Source organism: Nocardioides caricicola (genome assembly GCF_039541135.1).
Classification (GTDB): domain Bacteria; phylum Actinomycetota; class Actinomycetes; order Propionibacteriales; family Nocardioidaceae; genus Nocardioides; species Nocardioides caricicola.
Map to the genome: position 1 here is coordinate 255,943 of NZ_BAABFQ010000003.1, position 21,036 is coordinate 276,978.

The 21,036-nt window shown below is 70.8% G+C and carries 28 protein-coding genes; 18 read left to right on the forward strand and 10 right to left on the reverse strand.

The features are described from left to right. The first annotated feature begins 369 nt into the window (after nt 1-369). Nucleotides 370-732, forward strand: a complete 363-nt coding sequence (locus ABD875_RS02950; protein ID WP_345171027.1) for a hypothetical protein — start codon at nt 370-372, stop codon at nt 730-732. Between the two features lie 12 nt (nt 733-744). Here ABD875_RS02950 and ABD875_RS02955 read toward each other — a convergent pair whose 3' ends face one another. Then, entirely contained in the window at nt 745-876 is a 132-nt protein-coding gene (locus ABD875_RS02955) for a hypothetical protein (protein ID WP_345171029.1), read from the reverse strand. A gap of 114 nt (nt 877-990) precedes the next feature. Between ABD875_RS02955 and ABD875_RS02960 the strand changes: the two genes are divergently transcribed. From ABD875_RS02960 to ABD875_RS02975, 4 genes are read left to right on the forward strand one after another with little or no spacing between them, the layout of a single operon-like run. After that, entirely contained in the window at nt 991-1,440 is a 450-nt protein-coding gene (locus ABD875_RS02960) for a helix-turn-helix transcriptional regulator (protein ID WP_379187375.1), read from the forward strand. 5 nt (nt 1,441-1,445) lie between these two features. Then, nucleotides 1,446-1,856, forward strand: a complete 411-nt coding sequence (locus ABD875_RS02965) for a VOC family protein (protein ID WP_345171031.1) — start codon at nt 1,446-1,448, stop codon at nt 1,854-1,856. A gap of 10 nt (nt 1,857-1,866) precedes the next feature. Beyond that, nucleotides 1,867-2,094: a hypothetical protein gene (locus ABD875_RS02970; RefSeq protein ID WP_345172662.1), complete on the forward strand. Its 228-nt coding sequence runs from the start codon at nt 1,867-1,869 to the stop codon at nt 2,092-2,094. A gap of 31 nt (nt 2,095-2,125) precedes the next feature. Beyond that, the gene (locus ABD875_RS02975; protein WP_345171033.1) at nt 2,126-4,486 is read left to right on the forward strand and encodes an ATP-binding cassette domain-containing protein; all 2,361 of its coding nucleotides are present in this window, start codon (nt 2,126-2,128) and stop codon (nt 4,484-4,486) included. On the opposite strand, the gene ABD875_RS02980 is transcribed toward ABD875_RS02975, so the two are convergent. Continuing rightward, nucleotides 4,449-4,625, reverse strand: a complete 177-nt coding sequence (locus ABD875_RS02980; protein WP_345171036.1) for a hypothetical protein — start codon at nt 4,623-4,625, stop codon at nt 4,449-4,451. The two genes, ABD875_RS02975 and ABD875_RS02980, sit on opposite strands and share 38 nt — an antisense overlap. Before the next feature lie 226 nt (nt 4,626-4,851). Next, on the reverse strand, nt 4,852-6,489 hold the full coding sequence (locus tag ABD875_RS02985) for a metallopeptidase domain-containing protein (protein ID WP_345171038.1): 1,638 nt from the start codon (nt 6,487-6,489) through the stop codon (nt 4,852-4,854). A 201-nt stretch (nt 6,490-6,690) separates the two neighbouring features. On the opposite strand from ABD875_RS02985, the gene ABD875_RS02990 reads away from it, so the two are divergent. Beyond that, nucleotides 6,691-7,197 (forward strand): VOC family protein, encoded by a 507-nt coding sequence (locus ABD875_RS02990; RefSeq protein WP_345171040.1) that lies wholly within the window; start codon nt 6,691-6,693, stop codon nt 7,195-7,197. A 198-nt stretch (nt 7,198-7,395) separates the two neighbouring features. Here the strand turns inward: ABD875_RS02990 and ABD875_RS02995 are convergent, their stop codons facing one another. After that, nucleotides 7,396-8,265 carry an LLM class F420-dependent oxidoreductase gene (locus ABD875_RS02995; protein ID WP_345171042.1) on the reverse strand — a complete coding sequence of 290 codons (870 nt, stop codon included), beginning with the start codon at nt 8,263-8,265 and terminating at the stop codon, nt 7,396-7,398. A 10-nt stretch (nt 8,266-8,275) separates the two neighbouring features. Further along, a complete protein-coding gene (locus ABD875_RS03000; protein WP_345171044.1) occupies nt 8,276-8,995 on the reverse strand; it encodes a M50 family metallopeptidase in 720 nt (239 codons plus the stop codon). 55 nt (nt 8,996-9,050) lie between these two features. Between ABD875_RS03000 and ABD875_RS03005 the strand changes: the two genes are divergently transcribed. Genes ABD875_RS03005 through ABD875_RS03025 form a run of 5 tightly spaced genes read left to right on the forward strand, consistent with a single transcriptional unit; the run spans nt 9,051 to nt 12,295 of the window. Beyond that, entirely contained in the window at nt 9,051-9,263 is a 213-nt protein-coding gene (locus ABD875_RS03005) for a hypothetical protein (protein WP_345171046.1), read from the forward strand. Then, nucleotides 9,260-9,694, forward strand: coding sequence for a hypothetical protein (locus tag ABD875_RS03010; RefSeq protein ID WP_345171048.1), 435 nt, complete (start codon nt 9,260-9,262; stop codon nt 9,692-9,694). The genes ABD875_RS03005 and ABD875_RS03010 overlap by 4 nt, the downstream gene beginning before the upstream one ends. A gap of 26 nt (nt 9,695-9,720) precedes the next feature. Beyond that, nucleotides 9,721-10,557 carry an aldo/keto reductase gene (locus ABD875_RS03015; RefSeq protein ID WP_345171050.1) on the forward strand — a complete coding sequence of 279 codons (837 nt, stop codon included), beginning with the start codon at nt 9,721-9,723 and terminating at the stop codon, nt 10,555-10,557. Next, entirely contained in the window at nt 10,554-11,597 is a 1,044-nt protein-coding gene (locus ABD875_RS03020) for an alanine racemase (protein WP_345171052.1), read from the forward strand. The genes ABD875_RS03015 and ABD875_RS03020 overlap by 4 nt, the downstream gene beginning before the upstream one ends. A gap of 23 nt (nt 11,598-11,620) precedes the next feature. After that, on the forward strand, nt 11,621-12,295 hold the full coding sequence (locus tag ABD875_RS03025) for a peptidylprolyl isomerase (protein ID WP_345171054.1): 675 nt from the start codon (nt 11,621-11,623) through the stop codon (nt 12,293-12,295). Here the strand turns inward: ABD875_RS03025 and ABD875_RS03030 are convergent, their stop codons facing one another. Both ABD875_RS03030 and ABD875_RS03035 read right to left on the reverse strand, forming a co-directional pair. Continuing rightward, entirely contained in the window at nt 12,296-13,168 is an 873-nt protein-coding gene (locus ABD875_RS03030; RefSeq protein WP_345171056.1) for an oxidoreductase, read from the reverse strand. After that, entirely contained in the window at nt 13,168-13,611 is a 444-nt protein-coding gene (locus ABD875_RS03035) for an OsmC family protein (RefSeq protein WP_345171058.1), read from the reverse strand. The genes ABD875_RS03030 and ABD875_RS03035 overlap by 1 nt, the downstream gene beginning before the upstream one ends. A 108-nt stretch (nt 13,612-13,719) precedes the next feature. Here ABD875_RS03035 and ABD875_RS03040 point away from each other — a divergent pair, with 108 nt between their 5' ends. The 6 genes from ABD875_RS03040 (at nt 13,720) to ABD875_RS03065 (ending at nt 17,935) form a co-directional block, all read left to right on the forward strand. Next, nucleotides 13,720-14,004, forward strand: coding sequence for a Fe-S cluster assembly protein HesB (locus ABD875_RS03040; RefSeq protein WP_345171060.1), 285 nt, complete (start codon nt 13,720-13,722; stop codon nt 14,002-14,004). 48 nt (nt 14,005-14,052) lie between these two features. Beyond that, complete coding sequence (locus ABD875_RS03045) at nt 14,053-15,048, forward strand: NADP-dependent oxidoreductase (protein WP_345171062.1); 996 nt, start codon at nt 14,053-14,055, stop codon at nt 15,046-15,048. Nucleotides 15,049-15,444: 396 nt separating this feature from the next. Then, nucleotides 15,445-15,759 carry a zinc metalloprotease gene (locus ABD875_RS03050; protein WP_345171064.1) on the forward strand — a complete coding sequence of 105 codons (315 nt, stop codon included), beginning with the start codon at nt 15,445-15,447 and terminating at the stop codon, nt 15,757-15,759. Between the two features lie 12 nt (nt 15,760-15,771). Beyond that, nucleotides 15,772-16,437, forward strand: coding sequence for a hypothetical protein (locus ABD875_RS03055; protein WP_345171066.1), 666 nt, complete (start codon nt 15,772-15,774; stop codon nt 16,435-16,437). A gap of 213 nt (nt 16,438-16,650) precedes the next feature. Continuing rightward, entirely contained in the window at nt 16,651-17,130 is a 480-nt protein-coding gene (locus ABD875_RS03060) for a SigE family RNA polymerase sigma factor (RefSeq protein WP_345172664.1), read from the forward strand. A 22-nt stretch (nt 17,131-17,152) separates the two neighbouring features. Beyond that, nucleotides 17,153-17,935 carry a hypothetical protein gene (locus ABD875_RS03065; RefSeq protein ID WP_345171068.1) on the forward strand — a complete coding sequence of 261 codons (783 nt, stop codon included), beginning with the start codon at nt 17,153-17,155 and terminating at the stop codon, nt 17,933-17,935. Here the strand turns inward: ABD875_RS03065 and ABD875_RS03070 are convergent. The 3 genes from ABD875_RS03070 to ABD875_RS03080 all read right to left on the reverse strand — a co-directional run bounded on the left by ABD875_RS03070 (nt 17,925) and on the right by ABD875_RS03080 (nt 20,410). Further along, nucleotides 17,925-18,293: a hypothetical protein gene (locus ABD875_RS03070; RefSeq protein ID WP_345171070.1), complete on the reverse strand. Its 369-nt coding sequence runs from the start codon at nt 18,291-18,293 to the stop codon at nt 17,925-17,927. The genes ABD875_RS03065 and ABD875_RS03070 overlap by 11 nt on opposite strands. A 360-nt stretch (nt 18,294-18,653) precedes the next feature. Further along, nucleotides 18,654-19,160, reverse strand: a complete 507-nt coding sequence (locus ABD875_RS03075; protein WP_345171072.1) for an RNA polymerase sigma factor — start codon at nt 19,158-19,160, stop codon at nt 18,654-18,656. Beyond that, on the reverse strand, nt 19,157-20,410 hold the full coding sequence (locus ABD875_RS03080; protein WP_345171074.1) for a YncE family protein: 1,254 nt from the start codon (nt 20,408-20,410) through the stop codon (nt 19,157-19,159). Before ABD875_RS03080 ends, ABD875_RS03075 begins: the two co-directional genes overlap by 4 nt. A gap of 76 nt (nt 20,411-20,486) precedes the next feature. On the opposite strand from ABD875_RS03080, the gene ABD875_RS03085 reads away from it, so the two are divergent. Next, the gene (locus tag ABD875_RS03085; protein ID WP_345171077.1) at nt 20,487-21,023 is read left to right on the forward strand and encodes a hypothetical protein; all 537 of its coding nucleotides are present in this window, start codon (nt 20,487-20,489) and stop codon (nt 21,021-21,023) included. The last annotated feature ends 13 nt before the right edge of the window (nt 21,024-21,036 follow it).

The window sequence follows — 21,036 nt, forward strand, 5'->3', positions numbered from 1 at the left end:
GTCGGCCGACCGAGCCGGCATGCGTGCCGGCACACAGTCGCAGGTGTCTCCGCACGCAAGGTAGGTGTGGAGGGCATGCCCGCACTGTGGGCATGGCATGTCGTGCGACAAGTGCACCGTGTTCGTCTGGACGGTGTCCCACATGGCTCTACCTCCTCTCGCGCCTCGGATGAAGCCCCCCATGCGGTTCGGTCATCGCTCGACGAGCGGTCCGAACCTCGCTTGTGACGGTAGGGACGCCAGCGACCGTTGGGGTGCGAACCGGCACGAATGACCCGCCCGGGGCATGGGGGAGTAGCCCGATCGGGCCAGGGGGTCGCGTGTGCCCGTTCGTCGGACGGGGCTCGGGTGCCTTGCCATGCTGTGCGGGTGCATCCGACGACCCGGCTCGCGGCCGGACTCCTGAGCTGTGTGCTCCTCGTGGCGCTGCCGACCGGCTGCTCCGACGACGGCTGCTCCGGCCGGGCCTATCACCCCGACCTCGGCGCGGACGGCTCGGAGACGCCCATCCAGGCGCTCGACGTCTGGCTCAGCACGCACGAGGGGCTCTCCGAGCCTCCCGTCGAGGACTGGGTCGTGCAGGACTCCGGGGACCCCGCCGCCACCGAGGTGGAGATCACCAACGAGTCCGGCGACGGCTGGTACGTCACCGTGGCGCGCACCGACCAGGGTGGCTGGGTCGTGAGTGCCGCGACCGACGACGCCGAGGGCTGCGCGGACGAGCTGGACTGACCGGCGCGTCGGTCAGGACGCCTGGAGCGGGTGGCAGTCGCAGGTGTCGCCGCAGGGCAGGTAGGTGTGCGGCGCGTGCCCGCAGTGCAGGCAGGGCAGGTCGTGCGTCAGGTGCACCACGTTGTCCGTGACGGTGTCCCACATGGTGCTCCTCCTTCGGTTGCTGTCACTTCCGGTCCTGCCAGACAGGAGTGCTGTCCGGCGTGATGAATACATCGGCAGGGAGAGCGGCGACTTGAGTCATGGCACGATCCAGCTGTGAGCACCACGCCAGCCTCGGAGCAGCGCCGACGCGAGCTGGTGCTGCTGCGCCGGGTGCGCGACCGGATGGACCGCGAGTACGCGCAGCCGCTCGACGTCGAGGCGCTCGCGCGCGGGGTGCACCTCTCGGCCGGCCACCTGAGCCGCGCGTTCAAGGCGGCGTACGGCGAGTCGCCGTACAGCTACCTGATGACCCGGCGCATCGAGCGGGCGATGGCGCTGCTGCGCCGCGGCGACCTGAGCGTCACCGACGTGTGCTTCGAGGTCGGCTGCCAGTCGCTGGGGACGTTCAGCACCCGGTTCACCGAGCTGGTCGGCATGCCGCCGAGCGAGTACAAGCGCCAGGCCCAGCAGGGCGCACCCGGACTGCCGCAGTGCGTCGTCAAGCAGGTCACGAGACCGGTCAGGAATCGAGAAGCGCCCGCCGGCGACCCGCTACTAGCGTGAGCCGCATGAACCTCACCATCCACACCGCCGCACTCCCGCACGAGGATCCCGAGGCGTCGCTCGCGTTCTACCGCGACGCGCTGGGCTTCGAGGTCCGCACCGACGTCGGCAGCGGCACGATGCGCTGGATCACCGTGGGACCGCCGAACCAGCCCGAGACGTGCATCCTGCTCGGCCCGCCGGCTCCCGACCCCGGCGTGACCGACGCCGAGCGCGCGCTGATCGCCGACATGATGGCCAAGGGCACCTACGGCTGGATCATGCTCGCCAGCGACGACCTCGACGCGACGTTCGACAAGGTCCAGGCCACGAACGCGGAGGTCGTCCAGGAGCCGACGGACCAGCCGTACGGCATCCGCGACTGCGCCTTCCGCGACCCGGCCGGCAACATGGTCCGCATCCAGCAGGCGGGCTGACGTGAAGACGATGACGTGCCGCCAGATGGGCGGCCCCTGCGACCAGGCCTTCCAGGGCGAGAAGGCCGACGACGTGATCAACCAGCAGGACCAGCACCTCAAGGACATGGTCGCCGCCGGCGACGAGACGCACGTGCCGGCCAACAACGACATGCGCGGCCGCTGGAAGCACCCCATCAAGGGGATGGGCTGGTACAAGGACACCAAGAAGGCGTTCGCCGCGCTTCCCGACGACTAGCCAGAAGATCGGACATGGAGACAATTCCCGCATGACGACGCACGCCGCCGACAGCCATGACCTGATCCGCGTGCAGGGCGCCCGCGTGAACAACCTGCAGGACGTCAGTGTCGAGATCCCCAAACGCCGGCTGACGGTGTTCACCGGGGTGTCGGGGTCCGGCAAGAGCTCGCTGGTGTTCGGCACGATCGCGGCGGAGTCGCAGCGGTTGATCAACGAGACCTACAGCGCGTTCGTCCAGGGCTTCATGCCCTCGCTGGCCCGCCCCGAGGTCGACCACCTCGAGGGGCTCACGACGGCGATCATCGTCGACCAGGAGCGGATGGGCGCGAACCCGCGCTCGACGGTGGGCACCGCGACCGACGCCAACGCGATGCTCCGGATCCTCTTCAGCCGCCTCGGCGACCCCTACGTCGGTCCGCCCACGGCGTACTCGTTCAACGTCCCGACCCGCAAGGCCAGCGGGATGATGACGACCGAGAAGGGTGGCCGCACCGAGCGGAAGGTCGCCAAGCAGGAGGTCTACCTCGGCGGCATGTGCCCGCGCTGCGAGGGCATGGGCAAGGTCAACGACATCGACCTGACGGCTCTGTACGACGCGGAGAAGTCGCTCAACGAGGGCGCGCTGACGGTGCCCGGCTACTCCATGGACGGGTGGTACGGCCGGCTCTTCGAGGGCATGGGCCTACCGATGGACAAGCCGATCAAGTCCTTCACCAAGAAGCAGCTCGAGACGATGCTGTGGTCGGAGCCGACCAAGATCAAGGTCGAGGGCGTCAACCTCACGTTCACCGGCATGATCCCGCAGATCCAGAAGTCCATGCTGTCCAAGGACCCGGAGGCGATGCAGCCGCACATCCGGCGCTTCGTCGAGCGGGCGGTGACCTTCCAGGTCTGCCCGGACTGCGACGGCACCCGGCTCACGCCGGAGGCGCGCGCGTCCAAGATCCACGGCAAGTCGATCGCCGACCTGTGCGCGATGCAGATCAGCGACCTCGCCGACTGGGTCCGCGGGCTCGACGAGCCGTCGGTGGCGCCGCTGCTCAAGGGGCTGCTGCACCTGCTCGACTCGTTCTCCGAGATCGGCCTGGGCTACCTGTCGCTCGACCGGCCGGCGGGGACTCTGTCCGGGGGAGAGGCACAGCGCACCAAGATGATCCGGCACCTCGGCTCGTCGCTCACCGACGTGACGTACGTCTTCGACGAGCCCACGATCGGCCTCCACCCGCACGACATCGAGCGGATGAACCAGCTGTTGCTCCAGCTGCGCGACAAGGGCAACACCGTGCTGGTCGTCGAGCACAAGCCGGAGACGATCGCGATCGCCGACCATGTGATCGACATCGGCCCGGCCGCGGGCGCCGGGGGAGGCACGATCTGCTTCGAGGGGGAGCTCGCGGGGCTGCGCAAGAGCGGCACGATCACCGGACAGCACCTCGACGACCGCGCCTCGCTCAAGGAGACCCTCCGAACGGCGACCGGGCAGATCGAGGTCCGCGGCGCCAGTACGCACAACCTGCGCGACGTCGACGTGGACGTCCCGCTCGGCGTCCTCACCGTCGTCACCGGCGTCGCGGGCTCGGGCAAGAGCTCGCTGATCCACGGCTCGCTCGCCGGCCGCGACGAGGTCATCGTCATCGACCAGGGCGCGATCAAGGGCTCACGGCGCAGCAACCCGGCGACGTACACCGGACTCCTCGAGCCGATCCGCAAGGCGTTTGCGAAGGCCAACGGTGTGAAGCCGGCGCTGTTCAGCGCGAACTCCGAGGGCGCCTGCTCGACCTGCAACGGCGCGGGCGTGATCTTCACCGAGCTCGGCCCGATGGCGACCGTGGAGTCGCCGTGCGAGGAGTGCGAGGGCCGGCGCTTCAACGCCGAGGTGCTCACGCACACGCTGGGCGGCAAGGACATCGCCGAGGTGCACGAGATGTCGGTGACCGAGGCGCTCGGGCACTTCAGCGACGGCGAGGCGAAGGTCCCCGCGGCCGTGAAGATCCTGGAGCGGCTCGTCGACGTCGGGCTCGGCTACATCACGCTCGGCCAGCCGCTGACGACGCTCTCGGGCGGCGAGCGGCAGCGCCTCAAGCTCTGCGTGCAGATGGGCGAGAAGGGCGACGTCTACATCCTCGACGAGCCGACGACCGGGCTCCACCTCGCCGACGTCGAGAACCTGCTCGGCCTCCTGGACCGCCTGGTCGACGCCGGCAAGTCGGTCATCGTCATCGAGCACCACCAGGCCGTGATGGCGCACGCCGACTGGATCATCGACCTCGGCCCGGGCGCCGGCCACGACGGCGGGAAGGTCGTGTTCGAGGGAACGCCGGCTCAGCTGGTCGCGGCGAAGAAGAAGACGCTCACCGGGCAGCACCTGGCGGCGTACGTCGCCGGATGATCCGCATCGCGGCGAACAGCGTCACGAACAGCGCCAGGCCGACCATGACCCAGTCGCCGTCGGCGATGTTGAGCCCGAGGAAGTAGAGCCCGAGCAGCAGCACGATGACCCAGCCCCACGGCACCTCTCTCTGGCTCATGCGGTGAAACTACACCGGTGTCGGGAGCCGGTCGGCATGCGGAATGGTCACCAACCGCATCCCTGGAGCGCTCCCACGTGCGGTTCGTGACCATTCGTCGCGCAGCACACACCCTCCGGCACGCTCCGCCACACCGCCGATAACTGACATTATGTCATGTAGTGGAACCGGAAGTTCGCCCCAGAGACCGACCGGAGGCCCGCCCTCTGCTCCATGCTGGACCCACCTAGCGGCGCGGCCGCGGCACCCGGACCGTCACCGTCCGGCTCGCCGCTGCCGGCGTGCCGGCCTCGACCCGGAACGTCGCCGACTGACGCAGCCGGACCGTCGCCCGCGCGATGCCATCGGCCGCCGTCGTCGCGCTGCGCACCGTCCGCCACCCGTCGGCGCTCCAGCGCTGGAAGCTGACCAGGCTGCCCGGCACGGCCACCTCCGTCTCCGACCGCACCGAGGCGGTGAGCGTGACCCAGCCGTTGCGGTGGACCCGGTTCGGTCCGCTGAGCGTGACCGTACGGACCGGGTCCGGAACGGGCGCCGACGCTCCCCCGGCGATCGTGACGACCGCGCCGTCGGCGTCCTGGCTGACGGTGGTGACCGACAGGGTCCCGGTCCCGGTCGTGAACGTCATACCGGGTCGCAGCGCGCGGTCGTAGTCGTAGGCGTCGGACGCCTGCGGCGTCGCGTCGAGGTGGTAGCTGCCGTGGTCGCGGTACGCCGACGGGTCCTCGCGGTACAGCAGCACGCCCATCGAGGGCTTCCACGCGTTCACCGTCGCGACCGCGTCGCGCCCGGTGGCCGTGCGGTACTCGACGTAGTACGTCTCGCCGTTGGTGTCGGTGAGCCGGAGACCCCGGCCCGCCGCGGTGGCGTCCGACAGCGGCGGGATCGTGACGGTCGCGGGTCCCACGACCGGACGGATCGCGGCCGGGTCCAGGCCGAGGTCGTCGAGGTGCGGGGTGTTGAGGTTGCCCTCGCCGTACGTCTCCCCCGAGTAGCCCATCACGTCGAGGAGGTCCTCGTAGCGCCACCGGGCGCAGCTCGCGCCGTAGCCGCTGCCGTCCCACACCCCGTCCTGGGCACCGCTGCAGCGCAGCGCGCTCGCGTGCGCCAGGCCGAGGTTGTGACCGAGCTCGTGCGCGTACAGGGACTGGTTGCTGTCGGAGACGAACGTCGCGTTCCAGGCGGCGTCCAGCGCGCCGAGCGTGCCGTAGCCGTAGTCGCATCCGTCGGACTCCGACGAGCCGGGCGGCGCGACGAGCATGAGGTAGCGGCCCGGGCCGACCACGTCGACGCCCTGGTCCGCGAACCGCTCGATCGCCTCGTTCCACATCGCCGAGGTCTCGCCGCACGGGTGCTCGGAGACGTACTTCCCGACGGTCCCGCCGAACTCGAACTGCACGAGGCCGCCGGTCTGGCTGGCCCAGTAGCTGCTGGCGTCGGCGAGGTCGGCCTGGACCGACTGGACGGAGTTCGTGTTGTCCTCGAGCGTGAAGCCGTCCGGCGACACGATCGCGACGTACACCGAGCGCTCGAGGTCCGCAGGAGCCGGTACGACGCGCGCCGCCCGCACGGTCCTGGCGGCGACCGCCTGGCCGTCGCTCACCTCGGCGGCCACCTGCTGGCCGGGCACCAGGTCGAGGTCCGCGGCGATCGGCAGGAAGCCGTCGGTGGTGGCGAGCAGCAGCTCGGTGTCGTCCACTCCCCTGGCCCCGTGCGGCGCCTCGCGGACGACCTCGGTGACGGTGCCGGTGACGGTCGTGAAACCCGGGATGCGATTTTCGTCGGTCGCCTGGGCAGCGGCGGAGAGCCCCACCGGCGCGCCGAGCGCGACCGTGAGTGCAGCAGCGACGAGTGCGCGCGTCACCAGGGCTCCATTCCGTTGGCTGCGTCCGAGGTCTCCGGACGTGTCGCCACTCCGTTGGCGACCAGTTGCTGTCTGACCTCATCGGCAACGGCGCTGCGAACCTGTGCCGAAACGCGCCCGTTCCTCCCGCTCCGGGCCGACACGGACCGACACCGGACGCGGGCGCTGGCGCGCCGGTCAGCCGCGGGCTACGGTCGCGCCATGAGCGCTCCCGATGCCGCCGCCCTCGCCGCGATCGACGCCGAGCGGACCCGGATCCGCGACACCTACCTGGTGCCCGAGGAGTCCCGGCCGGCGTCGTCGGCGCGCGGCGTCCACCACGTCGCCATCGTGGTCGCCGACGTCGAGACGACCGTGCGCTTCTACCAGGAGCTGCTGGAGTTCCCGCTGACCGAGCTCTTCGAGAACCGGGACTACCCCGGCTCGAACCACTTCTTCTTCGACATCGGCAACGGCAACCTCATCGCCTTCTTCGACTTCCCCGGCCTCGGCGTCGGGCCGTACGCCGAGGTGCTCGGCGGCCTGCACCACCTGGCGATCTCGGTCGAGCCCGAGAAGTGGGAGCACCTCAAGAGCAAGCTCGACGCCGCCGGCGTGGAGTACCTGCACGAGAGCGGTACGTCGATCTACTTCCGCGACCCCGACGGCACCCGGGTCGAGCTGATCTCCGACCCGCTCGGCGAGATGTACGGCACCAAGGTTCTCTGACCATTCGTGCGGCCCGGTGGTGCGGAATGGTCACCAACCGCGTGTTTCGTTGCCCGGAACGTGCGGTTGGTGACCATTCCGTGCACGCGGCCGGGGCGAGACGGGCCCGGCGAGGCGTCGGTCCGTTGAGCGCGACGAATGGTCACCAACCGCAGCCGGGAGCGTTCCCAATCTGCGGTTGGTGACCATTCCGCGTCCCTAGAGGTCCGCCAGCCGCGGCAGCACCCGGTCGCAGACGTCGTGCGTCCAGCCGGCCGGGTCGTCGACCATCGGCGCCAGCGTGATCAGCTCGATCCCGACCGCGGCGAACTCCGCCATCGACGCCACGAAGGCGTCGGTGTCCTCCAGCGGGTCGGTCGTCACGATCATCGTCTTCTCGATCGTGTCGTAGTCGCGGCCCACGTCGTCGCAGTGCCGGCGCAGCACGTCCAGCTTGTGCCGGATGGTCTCCGGGCTCTCGCCGAACACGTTGCAGGCGTCGGCGTGCTGCGCGACCAGGCGCAGCGTCTTCCGCTCACCACTCCCCCCGATCAGGATCGGGGGGTGCGGCCGCTGCACCGGCGGCGGGACGTTGACGGTCTCGGCGAGCCGGTAGTGACGGCCGGCGTACGGGCCCTCCTCGTCCGACCACATCTGCTTCACGACCTCCAGCGTCTCCTCGAGCCGCTCGAACCGTTCGCTCATCGGCGGGAACGGCACGCCGAGTCCCTCGTGCTCACGGTCGTACCAGGCCGCGCCGATGCCGAGCATCGCGCGGCCCTGCGACAGGACGTCGAGAGTCGTCACGATCTTGGCGAGCAGGCCCGGATGGCGGTACGTCGCGCCGGTCACGAGCAGGCCGAGCCGGACGTTCGAGGTCTGGGCGGCGAGGTAGCCCAGGGTCGTGTAGCCCTCCAGCATCGGCTCGGCCGGGCCGCCGAGGTCCTCCATCTGGAAGTAGTGGTCCATCACGGTGAACCACGCGGCGCCGCCCTGGTCCGCCGCCCGGGCGGTCGCGGTCAGCCGGTCGAGGAGCGTGGACTCCCAGTCGGGGTGGGTGAAGTTCGCGTAGTGGATGCCGATGCGCACGCGTTCGACCCTACGCGGCGGCCCACAACCACCGGCCGCCCACGACCAGGCACCCGGCGGTGACCAGCAGGAAGATCCCGACCCACACCAGGCCGGGCACGTGCGTGAGCCGAGCCAGCTGGTCCGCGTCCGACGTCCGGGCGCCACCGGTCCGGCGCAGCGACTGCAGCTCGAGCACCGGTCGCGGCGCCGCGATCAGCAGGAACCACGTCCCGGCGTACGCCGCCAGCGACTGCACCGCCGCGCTCCCCCACCAGCTGACCGCGAACACCGCGGCACCGGCCACGCCCACGGCGTACAACCCGTAGAAGTTGCGGATCTGCACGAGCAGCAGCGCCAACAGGAGCACGGCCAGCCACAGCACCGCGAGCGCGTGCTCCCGGTGCAGGAGGTGCGCCGCGCCGAGGCCGAGCAGCGCCGGCCCGACGTACCCGGCGAATGCCGTGGCCACCATGCCCAGCCCGGTCGGACGGCCCCGCGACACGGTCACGCCGGAGGTGTCGGAGTGCAGCCGGATCCCGGCCAGCCGGCGCCCGCTCAGCAGCGCGGCGACACCGTGCGCGCCCTCGTGGGCGATCGTGACGACGTGGCGCCCGACCCGCCACGTCCACGGCAGCACGACGACCAGGGCGGCGACCACCGCGGTCAGCACCACCTCCTGCTGCGACGGCGGCGGCTGGGTGCCGGTGACGTCGTCCCAGATGGAGGACAGGACGTCGGTGGCGCTCACGAGCGAAGCCTGCCCGACGCGCGTGCATCGTCGGGTGACCGGGTACGCCCCCGTCATGACTGACGAGAAGATGGAAGCCATCCAGAACGTGGTCGACCGCGTGACCTCCTGGCAGGACGGCGCACCCGAGGGGACCGTCGAGGCCGAGCTGCGCAAGGGGTTCGGCGAGGTCGGCGTGGAGGTGTCGGACGACGACACCCGCAAGCTGGCCGACGCGATCGAGTCCGAGCACGGAGCCGTGTCGGCCGAGCGCGTCCTCGCCGGATGACCGGTCCGGACGACGCCCACCAGAGGCCGGCCGGGGTCTCCGACGCGACCGTCGAGGCGCTCGGCCGGCTCTCCGAGGCGCTGGAGGCCGTCGAGGTCGCCCGCGGTCACCTCTATGCGTTCCACCGGCTCTCGGGCACGGCCGACCTCACGCTGGGCGACGCGGTCGCGAAGCTCCGGCACGCCGGCCACACCGACCTCGCCGACCGCATCGCGCGGGAGCTCGTCGGCCGCAACGTGCTGGCCGGGCGCTGGACGTTCCAGGTCGTCGAGGAGTACGACGACGGCTACTACGCCGACTTCCGCGAGCTCGAGCAGCTCGCCCGCGACGAGCTCGTCGAGGGCCGGCGCCACCTGTACGAGGCCGAGATGAAGGAGGACCGGCGTACCCCCGGCGAGGACGGGCACGCCGCGAAGCCCGCCGATATCTGAGCGGGACGCCTGGGTACGTTGGGCCCATGGCGATCCCGACCCACCTCCTCAACGACGGCACCGAGCTTCCCGCGATCGGGTTCGGCACCTACCCCCTGCGTGGCGACGACGGCGTCGCGGCGATCCAGAGCGCGATCGAGAGCGGCTACCGCCTGATCGACACTGCGGTGAACTACGAGAACGAGACCGAGGTCGGCGAGGCGATCCGCCGCGCCGGCGTCGACCGCGACGCGCTGGTCGTCGCCAGCAAGATCCCCGGCCGCCACCACGCGTACGACGACGCGATCGCCAGCGTCCACGGCTCGCTCGAGCGCCTCGGTGTCGAGCGCATCGACCTCCAGCTCATCCACTGGCCGAACCCGTCGGTCGGGCAGTACGTCGAGGCGTGGCGTGCCCTGGTCGACCTGCAGAAGCAGGGCCTGGTCCGCTCCATCGGCGTCTCCAACTTCAGCGCGGAGCACCTCGAGACGATCATCGACGACAGCGGCGTGACCCCGGCGGTCAACCAGATCGAGCTGCACCCCTACTTCCCGCAGTCGGTGATGCGCGACGTCAACGAGAAGTACGGCATCCGCACCGAGTCGTGGAGTCCGCTGGGCAAGCGCCAGGCGCCGTTCACCGAGGCGCCGGTCGCCCAGGCCGCGGACCGCCTCGGCGTCACGCCCGGGCAGGTGATCCTGCGCTGGCAGGTCCAGCTCGGCTCGGTCCCGATCCCGAAGTCCGCGACCCCCGAGCGGCAGCGGCAGAACCTCGACGTGTTCGGCTTCGAGCTCACCGACGACGAGGTCAGCGCCATCACCGCGCTCGGCCGTCCCGACGGCCGCCTCTTCGGCGGTGACCCGGACACCCACGAGGAGATGTGAGCACGCCGCCGACGCCGTACCTCCGCGTCGACGTCGCCCGGCTCAGGTCGAACATCGAGAGCGCGGCCGCGCGCGCGGCCGCGGCGGGAGTGACGCTGCGACCGCACGTGAAGACCCACAAGTGCCTCGAGATCGCGCGGATGCAGGTCGAGGCCGGCGCGTCCGGCATCACGGTCGCGACCATCGGCGAGGCCGAGGTCTTCGCCGAGGCCGGGTTCGACGACGTGTTCATCGCCTACCCACTGTGGGTCGACGACGCCGCAGCCGAGCGGCTGCGCACCCTCGCCGACCGGGCCCGCGTCACGATCGGCGTGGACTCCCCCGCGGGTGCCGCGAACGCCGGCCGGAGGCTCGGGGACCGCGTGTCGGCGCTGGTCGAGGTCGACTCCGGCCACCACCGCAGCGGCGGGCCGCCGGAGCGGGCCGCCGACGTCGCGCGGGCCGGGGTCGAGGTCCGCGGCGTGTTCACCTTCCCGGGTCACAGCTACGCGCCGGGCGGGCGGGCCGCGGCCGCCCAGGACGAGGCGCGCGCCCTGACCGTCGCCGCCGGCGCGCTGCGCGCGGCCGGCATCGAGCCCCGCGTCGTCAGCGGCGGGTCGACCCCGAGCCTCGCCGCGTCCGACACCGATGTGCTGACCGAGCTCCGGCCGGGCGTGTACGTCGTCAACGACGCCCAGCAGTGGGAGCTCGGCACCGTCGGCCCCGAGCACGTCGCGCTGACCTGCCGCGCCACGGTGGTCAGCCACGCGGGCGGCCGGCTGGTGCTCGACAGCGGCAGCAAGGTCCTGGGTGCGGACCGGGCGACCTACGCCAGCGGCCACGGCCGGCTCCTCGAGCACCCCGAGGCGCGCGTCGTGCAGCTCTCCGAGCACCACGCCGTGGTCGACCTCGCCGGCGCCCCGCTGCCTGCGCTCGGCAGCCAGGTCGACGTCGTCCCGAACCACGTCTGCAACGCCGTGAACCTGGTCGACGACCTCTGGGCGGACGGCGGCGACGGCCTCGTGCGGTGGCCGGTGGCCGGGCGCGGGCGCAACTCCTGAGCCCGCTCCCCTACGATCTCCGCATGCTCGTGCGCACCCCGCTGCTCGCCCTGACCACCGTGCTCGCCCTCGCCGGCTGCTCCGGCAGCGACGAGTCGTCGGACGCCTCGGCGAGCGACCCCGCGCCCACGACCGGTATCGACTGTGTCTACCCCAGCGACAACCAGGGCGCCGCCAAGGACGTGGACCCGCCCGCAGAGCTCGCCCCGGAGACCGGCACCGTCGAGGTCACGCTGGCGACGTCCGCGGGCGACATCGGCCTGGAGCTGGATGCCGACGCAGCTCCCTGCACGGTCCACTCGTTCGTGTCCCTCGCCGAGCAGGGCTACTTCGACGACACCACGTGCCACCGGCTGACCACGCCGGAGTCCGGGATCTCGGTGCTCCAGTGCGGCGACCCGACCGGCACCGGCGGAGGCGGCCCGGGGTACTCGTTCGAGGACGAGCTCACCGGCGACGAGACCTACCCCGCCGGCACGCTCGCGATGGCGAACGCCGGCCCGGACACCAACGGCTCGCAGTTCTTCATCGTGTACGGCGACACCGAGCTGCGTCCGGACTACACCGTGTTCGGCTCCGTGGACGAGGACGGCCTGGCGGTCGTCGAGGAGATCGGCGCGGCCGGCACCGACACTGGTGCGCCGGACGGCGCGCCGGCCACCCCCGTCGAGATCGAGTCGGCGACCGTCGTCGACTGACTAGAGCGGGAACGTCGTCCCGGTCAGCTCCTCCGAGCGCTCCCACAGCCCGCGCGCCAGGCCGGCGTCGCGGGCCGTGGCGCTCCGGTCCACCTCGGTCGGCCAGCCGCGCATCTCGAGGAAGCCGTCCGGGCCGATGTAGGTGTTCCCGGGCAGGTCCGTCGTCGCGGCGTACAGCGTCGTCAGGGCGCCCCGCTCGACCGGCATGCCGGCGAGCTTGTGGCCCCACGAGCCGACCCAGGTCTTGAACCGGTTGCCGGTGTTGCCGGTGATCGCGGTCGCCGTGGAGCCCGGGTGGGCGCCCACCGCGCGGACCGGCGAGCCGGCCGCCCGCAGCCGGCGGTCGAGCTCGAGCAGGAACAGCAGGTTGGCGAGCTTGGAGGCGCGGTAGGCCGCGAACGGCTTGTACGGCCGGCGCTCCCAGTGCAGGTCGTCGAGGTCAACCTCGCCGCGGGCGTGCGCGTCGGACGAGACCACCACGACCCGGTCCGTGATCGACGGCAGCAGCAGGTTCGTGAGGGCGAAGTGGCCCAGGTGGTTGGTGCCGAGCTGGGTCTCGAACCCGTCGACGGTGCGGCCGTACGGCACCGCCATCACCCCGGCGTTGTTCACGAGCACGTCGAGCGTCCCCACGCCGTCGGCGAACTCGCGGACCGACGACAGGTCCGCGATGTCGAGCCGGCGCACCTCGACCGCGCCGCTCATCGAGCGCGCCGCAGCCGTGCCCTTCTCGGTGTTGCGCACCGCGAGCACGACGTCAGCTCCGGCGGCCGCCAGCGCCCGGGCGGTCTCGAGCCCGAGACCACTGCTCGCGCCGGTGACCACGAACCGGCGTCCGTCCTGGCGGGCCGGAGCCCAACCGCGGTTGCCCATCAGGCCTCGACGTACTCGACCGGGCCGCCGACCTGGACCGTGCGGCTGACCGTGCAGAGCCGGTCCCGGGACTGCGCGATCGACCGCGGCAGCACCTCGCGGGCCCGGTCGCCGTCCTCGCCCTCGGGGAACCGGACCTCGAACGTCACCTTGAGGTCGACCATCCGGTTGCCGTGCTCGTCGCGGATCTTGTTGCCCTCGGCCCGGACGTCGAACGACGTCGCCTCGGCCCGCTTGCCGGTGATCAGGTCGACGTCGATCGCGCTGCAGCCCGCGATCGCCGCGAGCAGCAGCTCGACCGGCGTGAAGTCCGGGTCACCACCCGAGCCGATCGGGAGCACGCCCCCGCGCCGGTTCGTCGCCTTGTAGCGGCCCTCCCCCATCTTGGTGAGGTCGACCTGGCGCAAGGTGTCGGGCGTCTCCGGGCTGGTGGGGATCGTCATGCGCACAGCGTGCCAGACGGCCGACACGCCCGGGATCGGCTCCCGGTTGTCTCGATCCACTCGATTTGTCACGGTGGAAGGGACAACGGACAGCTACGGAAGGCGAGCATGCTCACCCTCACCGAGAACGCCAGTGCCATCGTCAACGAGATCACCTCGCAGCCCGGGGTCGCCGAGACTGCGGGGCTCCGCATCACCGCAGAGCCGGGCCCGGAGCCCGCGTTCGCGATCTCCGCGGCCAACGAGGCCGGACCCGGCGACCAGGTCGTCGAGCAGTCGGGCGCGACCGTGTACGTCGAGTCGTCGGCGGCCGAGCTCCTCGACGACAAGATCCTCGACGCCGCCGTGGACCCCACCGGCAAGGTCGAGTTCGCGCTCGCCTTGCAGGGCTGAGGCCCGGGGCCGACCAGGCGGTTCGGGAGGCTTTGGCAGGATCGCGGCATGACGACCGCACGCGAGATCCACCTGGCCTCCCGACCGCAGGGGTGGCCGACGCCCGAGAACTTCCGGAGCATCGAGACCACCCTTCCCGACCCGGGACCGGACGAAGTCCTCGTGCGGAACACGTTCATGTCGGTCGATCCCTACATGCGCGGCCGGATGAACGACGTGAAGTCCTACGTGCCACCGTTCGAGCTCGACGCGGTGATGGACGGCGGCGCGGTCGGCGAGGTCGTCGCGTCCGGCAGCCCCGACCTCGCGGTCGGCGATACCGTCCTGCACCAGGCCGGGTGGCGCACGCACGCGCTCCTCCCCGCTAGGGCCGTCCGGCGGGTCGACGTCTCACAGGTGCCGGCCTCGGCGTACCTCGGCGCCCTCGGGATGCCCGGGATGACGGCGTACGTCGGCCTCACCCGGATCGCTGAGATGAAGGAGGGCGACACCGTCTTCATCTCCGGCGCGGCCGGCGCGGTCGGCTCCGCCGCCGGGCAGATGGCCAGGCAGCTCGGTGCCGCGAAGGTGATCGGCTCCGCCGGTGGTCCGGAGAAGTGCGCGTGGCTGACCGACGAGCTCGGCTTCGACGTCGCCCTCGACTACAAGGCCGCTCCGATCGGCAAGCAGCTGCGCGAGCACTCCCCCGTCGACGTGTACTTCGACAACGTCGGCGGCGACCACCTCGAGGCCGCGATCTTCGCGATGGCCGACTTCGGGCGCATCACCGCTTGCGGCGCGATCGCCGAGTACAACGCCGCGGCGCCGTCGCCCGGCCCGCGGAACATGATGATGTTCGTCAGCAAGCGGCTCACCCTGCGCGGCTTCATCGTCACCGACCACGGTGACGTGGCGTCGGAGTTCTACCGGACCGCCGGCGCCTGGGTCGCCGATGGCTCGCTGCGCTGGCGCGAGACGGTCGTCGACGGCATCGACAACGCCGTCGACGCGTTCCTGGGCCTACACCGTGGCGACAACACCGGCAAGATGCTGGTGCGCCTGTAGTCGGACGTCGCGGGCATCTGTGGCATTTCCGACGCCTCACGACATCACTCCTTGAGCAACCAGCGGTGGCCCGCGGGTGCTCCGAGCGAAGCCATCCGGGTTTCGCCCTGCTGCACATCTCAAGGAGTACGCGTGAGACAACATCTCTACCCAGTGGCCGTACTGGTCCTGGCCTCGGCGATATCGATGCCGCTGGCCAGGGCCGAGTTCGGATCCACCGCCGCAGGTTCCTCGCCCGCGAACCAGGTCAGCCTGGCCGACAACTAGCATCACCGTGTCGACTTCTTCGACACCACGACCGACGTCGGTAACGCGATCCAGTGGGCGCTCAACAACCAGTTCCCCCGCTTCGACTTCACCTGGCAGTACGTCGACGGGAGCGGCTACGACGTGCGCGTGAGCGACTCCGGCTACGGCGACAACGGCGCGATCGCCTGGGTGAACTGCCCGAGCGGAGCAACGGAGACGGGAAGCAACCCGAACCGAACGTGCTACGGGCAACGGCTCAACTGGAACACCTACTCGGGCTACGCGTCCACGTGGAACACGACGTACGGAGCTCGATACGTCGCCTGCCGCGAGCTCGGACACACCATCGGGCTCCGCCACACAGCGCAGACCGGATCATGCCTGCGCTCGCAGACGCCGAACAGCGCGACCACCAACACCTACTCGGGCCAGGACGTCACCCAGGTCCTCAACCACTACTGAAGGAGAGACACCATGAATCATCCCTATCTCCTCCGCAACGTGGCGGTGACCCTGGTGGCCGGGGGCATGGTCGCGACGAGCTGGACCATCGCCGCCAGCCACGAGAGCAGCAGTGATGCTCCGACGGTGGTCGACCCCTGGAGCCTCCTGGCCGTGGAAGGCGTCGAGTCGGAGCGCTACGCCAGCCTCGACTCGATGGTCGACTCCGGCAACGTCTCGATTCTCGGGACGGTGCGGTCGGTGTCGGCCGGGCGCGCGTACTCGGACTCCGAGGACGGCGAGACGCAGACGCTGCAGCTGGTGGACGTCGAGGTCGCCGTCGACGATGTCCTCGCCGGTTCCCCGACCGGGACCCTGGTGACGGTCGAGTTCGGGCCCTACCCGCTCGAGGATCTCGACACCAGCATCGCCGGTCTCCAGGCGCTGTTGGGCGAGCAGTCTGTGTACGTGCTGCGCCGCAAGGGTTCGGGCGCCCCCACCGAAGGGGTCGCGCCCGATCGTGCCGAGTACGCCCGCGGCGTCTACCGGACGGTGAGCAGCCAGGGCCTTCTCGACGACCAGGACGGGACGACGACAGCCCCGCTCGCCGACATCCATCTCCAGGAGAACGCGTTCCTCTCAGACCTGGTCGACCGACCGTTCGACGAGGCGGTCGCCGCAGTCGACCACGCCGGCTGACGAGCAGTCCGTGCGCGCCGTCGTCGACCGTGGCCGGTTCGGCGACGGCGCGTGCAGCGATCAGGAACAGCCATCAGGAACGGTGTCGCGCGTGACTGCGTCGAACAGGTGGGAACCATTTGGCGAGAACGTGGCTACTAGTAGGCATGAGCGGATTCGTGGACCGAAGGAGGTGCCGACATCGCTTCTCGTGACGACCTCGACTCCTTTCTGATCTCGCGCCAGTCCGCCTTGCTGCGTTACGGCTACGTCCTCACCGGCGACTCCTCCGCGGCCCAGGACCTCGTCCAGAGCGCGTTCGTCGAGGTGTACCGGCGGTGGCGCACCATCGATCCGTCCGGTGCCGAGGCCTACACGCGACGCGTGATGACCCGTCAGGCCTGGCGTGCGGCGAAGGCACACCGGCCGACGACTCCCCTGGAGTCGATCGAGCTCGCATCGGCGCCGGCACCCGACGTCGAGGGTGCGCACGACGTGCGGCTGGCGGTGCGTCGGCTCAGCCCCGACCGACGCATGGACATCGTGCTCAGGTACTGGCTCGGGCTCACCGAACGTCAGACCGCATCAGCCCTGGGCTGCTCGGTCGGAACCGTCAAGAGCCGCACCAGCCGCGCCATGAGCGACCTCAGGGGCCTTCTCGACCACCCGAGAGACCATGCCGACCTTCCCACCAGCCGACACGCCGAGCAGTGACTCAGGCCGCTAGGAGCAGACCATGAACGATCTCGAGCACGACCTCGCGCGGCACTTCGACGATCTCGCCGCGGATGCACCTGACGCCGACCCGAGCGCGGTGGCCAACGCCCGAACCAGCGGTGAGCGCCTTCGGAGACGTCGAGCCCTGGGCATCGGTTCCGGTGCCCTGGCGCTCGGGCTGGGGACGATGCTCGTGCTGACCCAGCTGTCGGGAGACGTCTCGTCCGATGACTCACTTCGTAGCGACCCGCTCCCGACAACCGCCGTCGAGTCCTCGCCCGGCGCGAAGGCCGCCGCAGCCGGCACCGCGTGGGACCGCCTCGCACCGAGCGGGGGCGCGCTCGAGGTCGAGCGGTACGCCACCATCGTCGAGCTCTTCGGGGCCGCACCGCTCGTGGTGCACGGCAGCGTGAGTGCCGTCGAGCTCGGGCCGGTCATCGACGACCCGCAGAGTGACGAGGCCTACCGCGACATCTTCCTGACGCTGACGCCGAGCGACTCCGGGGAAGCGGCCACCCCCGCTCCGGTGACGGTGCAGCTCGGTCCGTTCTTCGGGAGGGAGGCCAGCGACTGGGTCACGTCCATGTCGAGCGGCCCCGGCGCGGTGATCGGCGACGAGACCCTCTGGGCGCTGCGGGCACGAGCTGACGGTCCGACGTACCGGCCCCTGACCAGCGACAGCGTGTTCGTCAGGACGGGAGACCGTGTGCTGACGCCACTGGCCGCCGGAACGTCGATCGAGCGGCAGTCCCGCTCCACCTCCTGGACACAGCTGCTCCAGGCCGCCGGCATCACGGAGTGACGAACCCGACGCCGCAGCACAGGTACGTCCGCTCCCCCATCGACCAGCGCCAGGGAAGACTGACCGCCGAGATGGGCGCACCGGCCTCCCGGTCGATCATGGCGCCGATGGCGAACGGGTTGCATCCGGAGAAGAAGTTCCCCGCCTCCAGGTAGCGAAGCAGCGCGGTCGCCAGCTGCGCCTCGCCGACACTCAGGTCGGCGGTGTCCGATGACACGACGTCGACGATGACGATGCCGACGCCACCGGGGCGCACGGCGGAACGGACGGCACGGACGTGTGCGTCGCTGATCCGCTCGGGCCCGTCGTCAGAGCCAGCGACGAAGCTCAGGTGCTGGTCGATCAGCTGGGTGAGCACGTTGCACGAGACGACGACATCGAATGTGTCCTCGGCTAGAGCCCCTGGAGCGAGCAGGTCGACGCTGTCCACGTGCACGGAGCCAGGGCCGATGCCATGGCGCCTGAGCGCTACATCGACCGCCCCAGGGGTCGATGTCCAGCAGGTGGAGCTCATGGCCGGCCGCGATCAGCGGGCGCACGTCGACGTCGTTGAGGTTTCCCGCCCCGAGAATCGCGATGGTCCCGGGTGGCCGGCCGTGGACCGCCGCCAGCACCAGGGCAGTGACCCGTGACCGATGACCGGCATAGTCGGACCACAGGTGCTCGCTCGCGCGGTTCAGCTCGACCTGGAGCTGCCTGCGTCGCACCAGCTCCACGCTCACGATGCACCGTCCGTCCCGGTGGCCGCCAAGCGCTCCCGAAGCCGCTCCCTGGCCCGGCGTACACGCATCGACGCCGCCTTCGGGGCGATCTCTCCCACCCGGAAGCCGGCGGCCAAGAGGCGGAGCACCTGCTGGTCACCGTTGCTGAGTGCCCGGATCGCCCGTTCGAGGTCGTACAGGCCGACCGCGGACCGCGCGGGGTCATGCGAGATGGCACTGTCTCGGAGCGCGGCAGCCGCCAGCGCCCCCACCAGCTTGCCGTCGGTGGCCAGGCGTCGCTCGGCGTTGCGGACGTGACCGATGGCGATGGCGTAGGTGAACGCTCGGAGCCTGCGCACCGAAACGTCGTCGACCGGTGCCGCCGGTCGCTTCCCCCACAGGGTCAGCAGCGTCTCGCTCGCCAGGTCGTCGGCCACGTCGGCCGGCAGTCGCGCACGGATGAAGCGCACGAGGCGCGCCCGGATCTCGGCGTAGAAGGCCTCCAGCGCCGCCCCGTCGGTCATCGCAGGGCTGCGACCAGGTCCTTGCGGACCACCCCGTTGCGCACCCGCTGCGGGTGGTCGCCCACCGGCACGGTCTTCACGATCTTCTCGGTGCGGTACGAGATCTTCGCGACCTCGTCGGTGCCGCTCCAGGAGATGTAGCAGTACTTGCCGTCCCAGCTCGGGGTGACCCAGTACGGCTTGCCGTCCGCCTTCTTCAGCAACGGCCCGCGACGGAGCGTGTCGGCGTCCACCACGGTCGCGTAGTCGGACATGGTGCCCGCCACACAGATCTTGGTGCCGTCCGGGTTCATCGCGATCCCGTGGTGCGCGGAGTCGAGGAGGTACTGCTCACGCGGCATGTCGGGCACCAGGTTCGGCAGCTGCTTGACCCGGGTGATCTTCCCCGTCGCGCGGTCCATCTGGACGAAGCCGTGCATGAAGGACAGCTGGAAGTAGACGCTCTGGTCGTCGGGTGACAGCGTCATCGGGCGTACGGCGGTGCTGGTGTCCTCCATGCCCGCCTCGTCGAGCGCGGCTCGCAGGTCGTAGGTGCGCAGCACCTCGAACGTCTCCGCGTCGACGATCTGGAAGCGGCGCTCCTGCTTGGTCGGGTCGAGCGCCGGGTCGTCGAGCGGGCTGTAGACCATGCCGATGCTCGCGTGGATGATCCGCTTGCCGCCGTCGATGTAGACGTTCTCGTGCGGCGAGCCGCCGGAAGGGAACCGGCCGACCTCCTTGCCGTCGCGGACCCGCAGCACGTGCACGACGTTCGCGGTCGAGGCGCTGACGACCACGTGCCGGCCGTCGGGCGAGATCGCCATGTGGTCGGACCTGACCCCGTCGACCTGGAAGCGCCAGACGATCTCCTTCGTCCTCAGGCTGATCGCCACGACGTCGGCGAACGACGGTCGCGAGACGACGAGCAGCCGCCCGTCGGGCGAGGAGTACATGTCGTCGACGTACTGGTCGTGGCCCTCGCCGATCAGCGCGCGGATCGCCAGGAAGTAGGCGAGGCGGTAGGGGTCGGTGGCGATCTCCTGGACCCGCTCGTCCTTGTCGGGGACGACGTCGATCCGTGCGAGCCGCTCGAAGGTGCCGGGTGCCAGGACGTCGGCGGTGCCGGCCCAGTTGTTGCCCACGAACACCACCCGGCGCAGGTCCGGACCGGGCGCCAGCACGGCGCGCTGGTCGCGGAGGTTCGGCCGGTCCGGGTCGGCGGCGGCAGGCCCGGCCGGTGCCATCGCCAGGGCCATGACGACGGCCAGCATGCTGATCAGGGTCCTCACACGTCGGGAACGAGTCGAGGGGGTTTGCGGTTACGCGCCCGGTGGCACGCTGCCGCCCATGAAGAGACTCGGACCGGTCGTCGTCGCGGCCGCCGCGCTGCTCCTGGTCGCGGCCCCCGCGCAGGCCCAGGAGGTCACCATCGCCGACCCCCAGGGCGACTCCCGGCCGGCGGCGCTGGACATCATCTCGGTGACGGCCCGCAACCTCGACAAGTCCGTGGTCGCCACGATGACGTTCCCGTCGACCACCGACAGCAGCGACATCATCGTGAGCGTCGACCCGCGGGGCGGCACCGGCGTACGGATGGTGAGCAGGTTCCAGCCGGCCGGCCTCGGCACCACCAAGAACTACGTGCTGCGCAAGGCGTTCCCGGACCGCGGTCACAGCAACAAGCGGGTCGCCTGTCGCGGCCTGAAGTTCCGCGAGGGCATGAGCGACGCCGGCCCGACCATCACGCTGCGGATGCCGTCGACGTGCCTGAACGACGGCAACTACGGTGCGCTCCGGTTCGCAGTGCTGATCGAGCGCGGACCCGGCGACGCCGACTGGGCGCCCGGCACGGGCGGGTCGACCGCCTGGGTCCCCCGCGGCTGACCGGCCCCGCCGG

Coding starts and splice junctions, on each gene's coding strand:
- ABD875_RS02980 (WP_345171036.1), bottom strand. CDS start 4,625: ATGAGCCAGAGAGAGGTGCCGTGGGGCTGGGTCATCGTGCTGCTGCTC.
- ABD875_RS03075 (WP_345171072.1), bottom strand. CDS start 19,160: ATGACCGACGGGGCGGCGCTGGAGGCCTTCTACGCCGAGATCCGGGCG.
- ABD875_RS03080 (WP_345171074.1), bottom strand. CDS start 20,410: ATGCTGGCCGTCGTCATGGCCCTGGCGATGGCACCGGCCGGGCCTGCC.
- ABD875_RS03015 (WP_345171050.1), top strand. CDS start 9,721: ATGGCGATCCCGACCCACCTCCTCAACGACGGCACCGAGCTTCCCGCG.
- ABD875_RS03030 (WP_345171056.1), bottom strand. CDS start 13,168: ATGGGCAACCGCGGTTGGGCTCCGGCCCGCCAGGACGGACGCCGGTTC.
- ABD875_RS02965 (WP_345171031.1), top strand. CDS start 1,446: ATGAACCTCACCATCCACACCGCCGCACTCCCGCACGAGGATCCCGAG.
- ABD875_RS03045 (WP_345171062.1), top strand. CDS start 14,053: ATGACGACCGCACGCGAGATCCACCTGGCCTCCCGACCGCAGGGGTGG.
- ABD875_RS02990 (WP_345171040.1), top strand. CDS start 6,691: ATGAGCGCTCCCGATGCCGCCGCCCTCGCCGCGATCGACGCCGAGCGG.
- ABD875_RS03065 (WP_345171068.1), top strand. CDS start 17,153: ATGAACGATCTCGAGCACGACCTCGCGCGGCACTTCGACGATCTCGCC.
- ABD875_RS03040 (WP_345171060.1), top strand. CDS start 13,720: ATGCTCACCCTCACCGAGAACGCCAGTGCCATCGTCAACGAGATCACC.
- ABD875_RS02975 (WP_345171033.1), top strand. CDS start 2,126: ATGACGACGCACGCCGCCGACAGCCATGACCTGATCCGCGTGCAGGGC.
- ABD875_RS03025 (WP_345171054.1), top strand. CDS start 11,621: ATGCTCGTGCGCACCCCGCTGCTCGCCCTGACCACCGTGCTCGCCCTC.
- ABD875_RS03005 (WP_345171046.1), top strand. CDS start 9,051: ATGACTGACGAGAAGATGGAAGCCATCCAGAACGTGGTCGACCGCGTG.
- ABD875_RS03035 (WP_345171058.1), bottom strand. CDS start 13,611: ATGACGATCCCCACCAGCCCGGAGACGCCCGACACCTTGCGCCAGGTC.
- ABD875_RS03010 (WP_345171048.1), top strand. CDS start 9,260: ATGACCGGTCCGGACGACGCCCACCAGAGGCCGGCCGGGGTCTCCGAC.
- ABD875_RS02970 (WP_345172662.1), top strand. CDS start 1,867: ATGACGTGCCGCCAGATGGGCGGCCCCTGCGACCAGGCCTTCCAGGGC.
- ABD875_RS03055 (WP_345171066.1), top strand. CDS start 15,772: ATGAATCATCCCTATCTCCTCCGCAACGTGGCGGTGACCCTGGTGGCC.
- ABD875_RS02955 (WP_345171029.1), bottom strand. CDS start 876: ATGTGGGACACCGTCACGGACAACGTGGTGCACCTGACGCACGACCTG.
- ABD875_RS03085 (WP_345171077.1), top strand. CDS start 20,487: ATGAAGAGACTCGGACCGGTCGTCGTCGCGGCCGCCGCGCTGCTCCTG.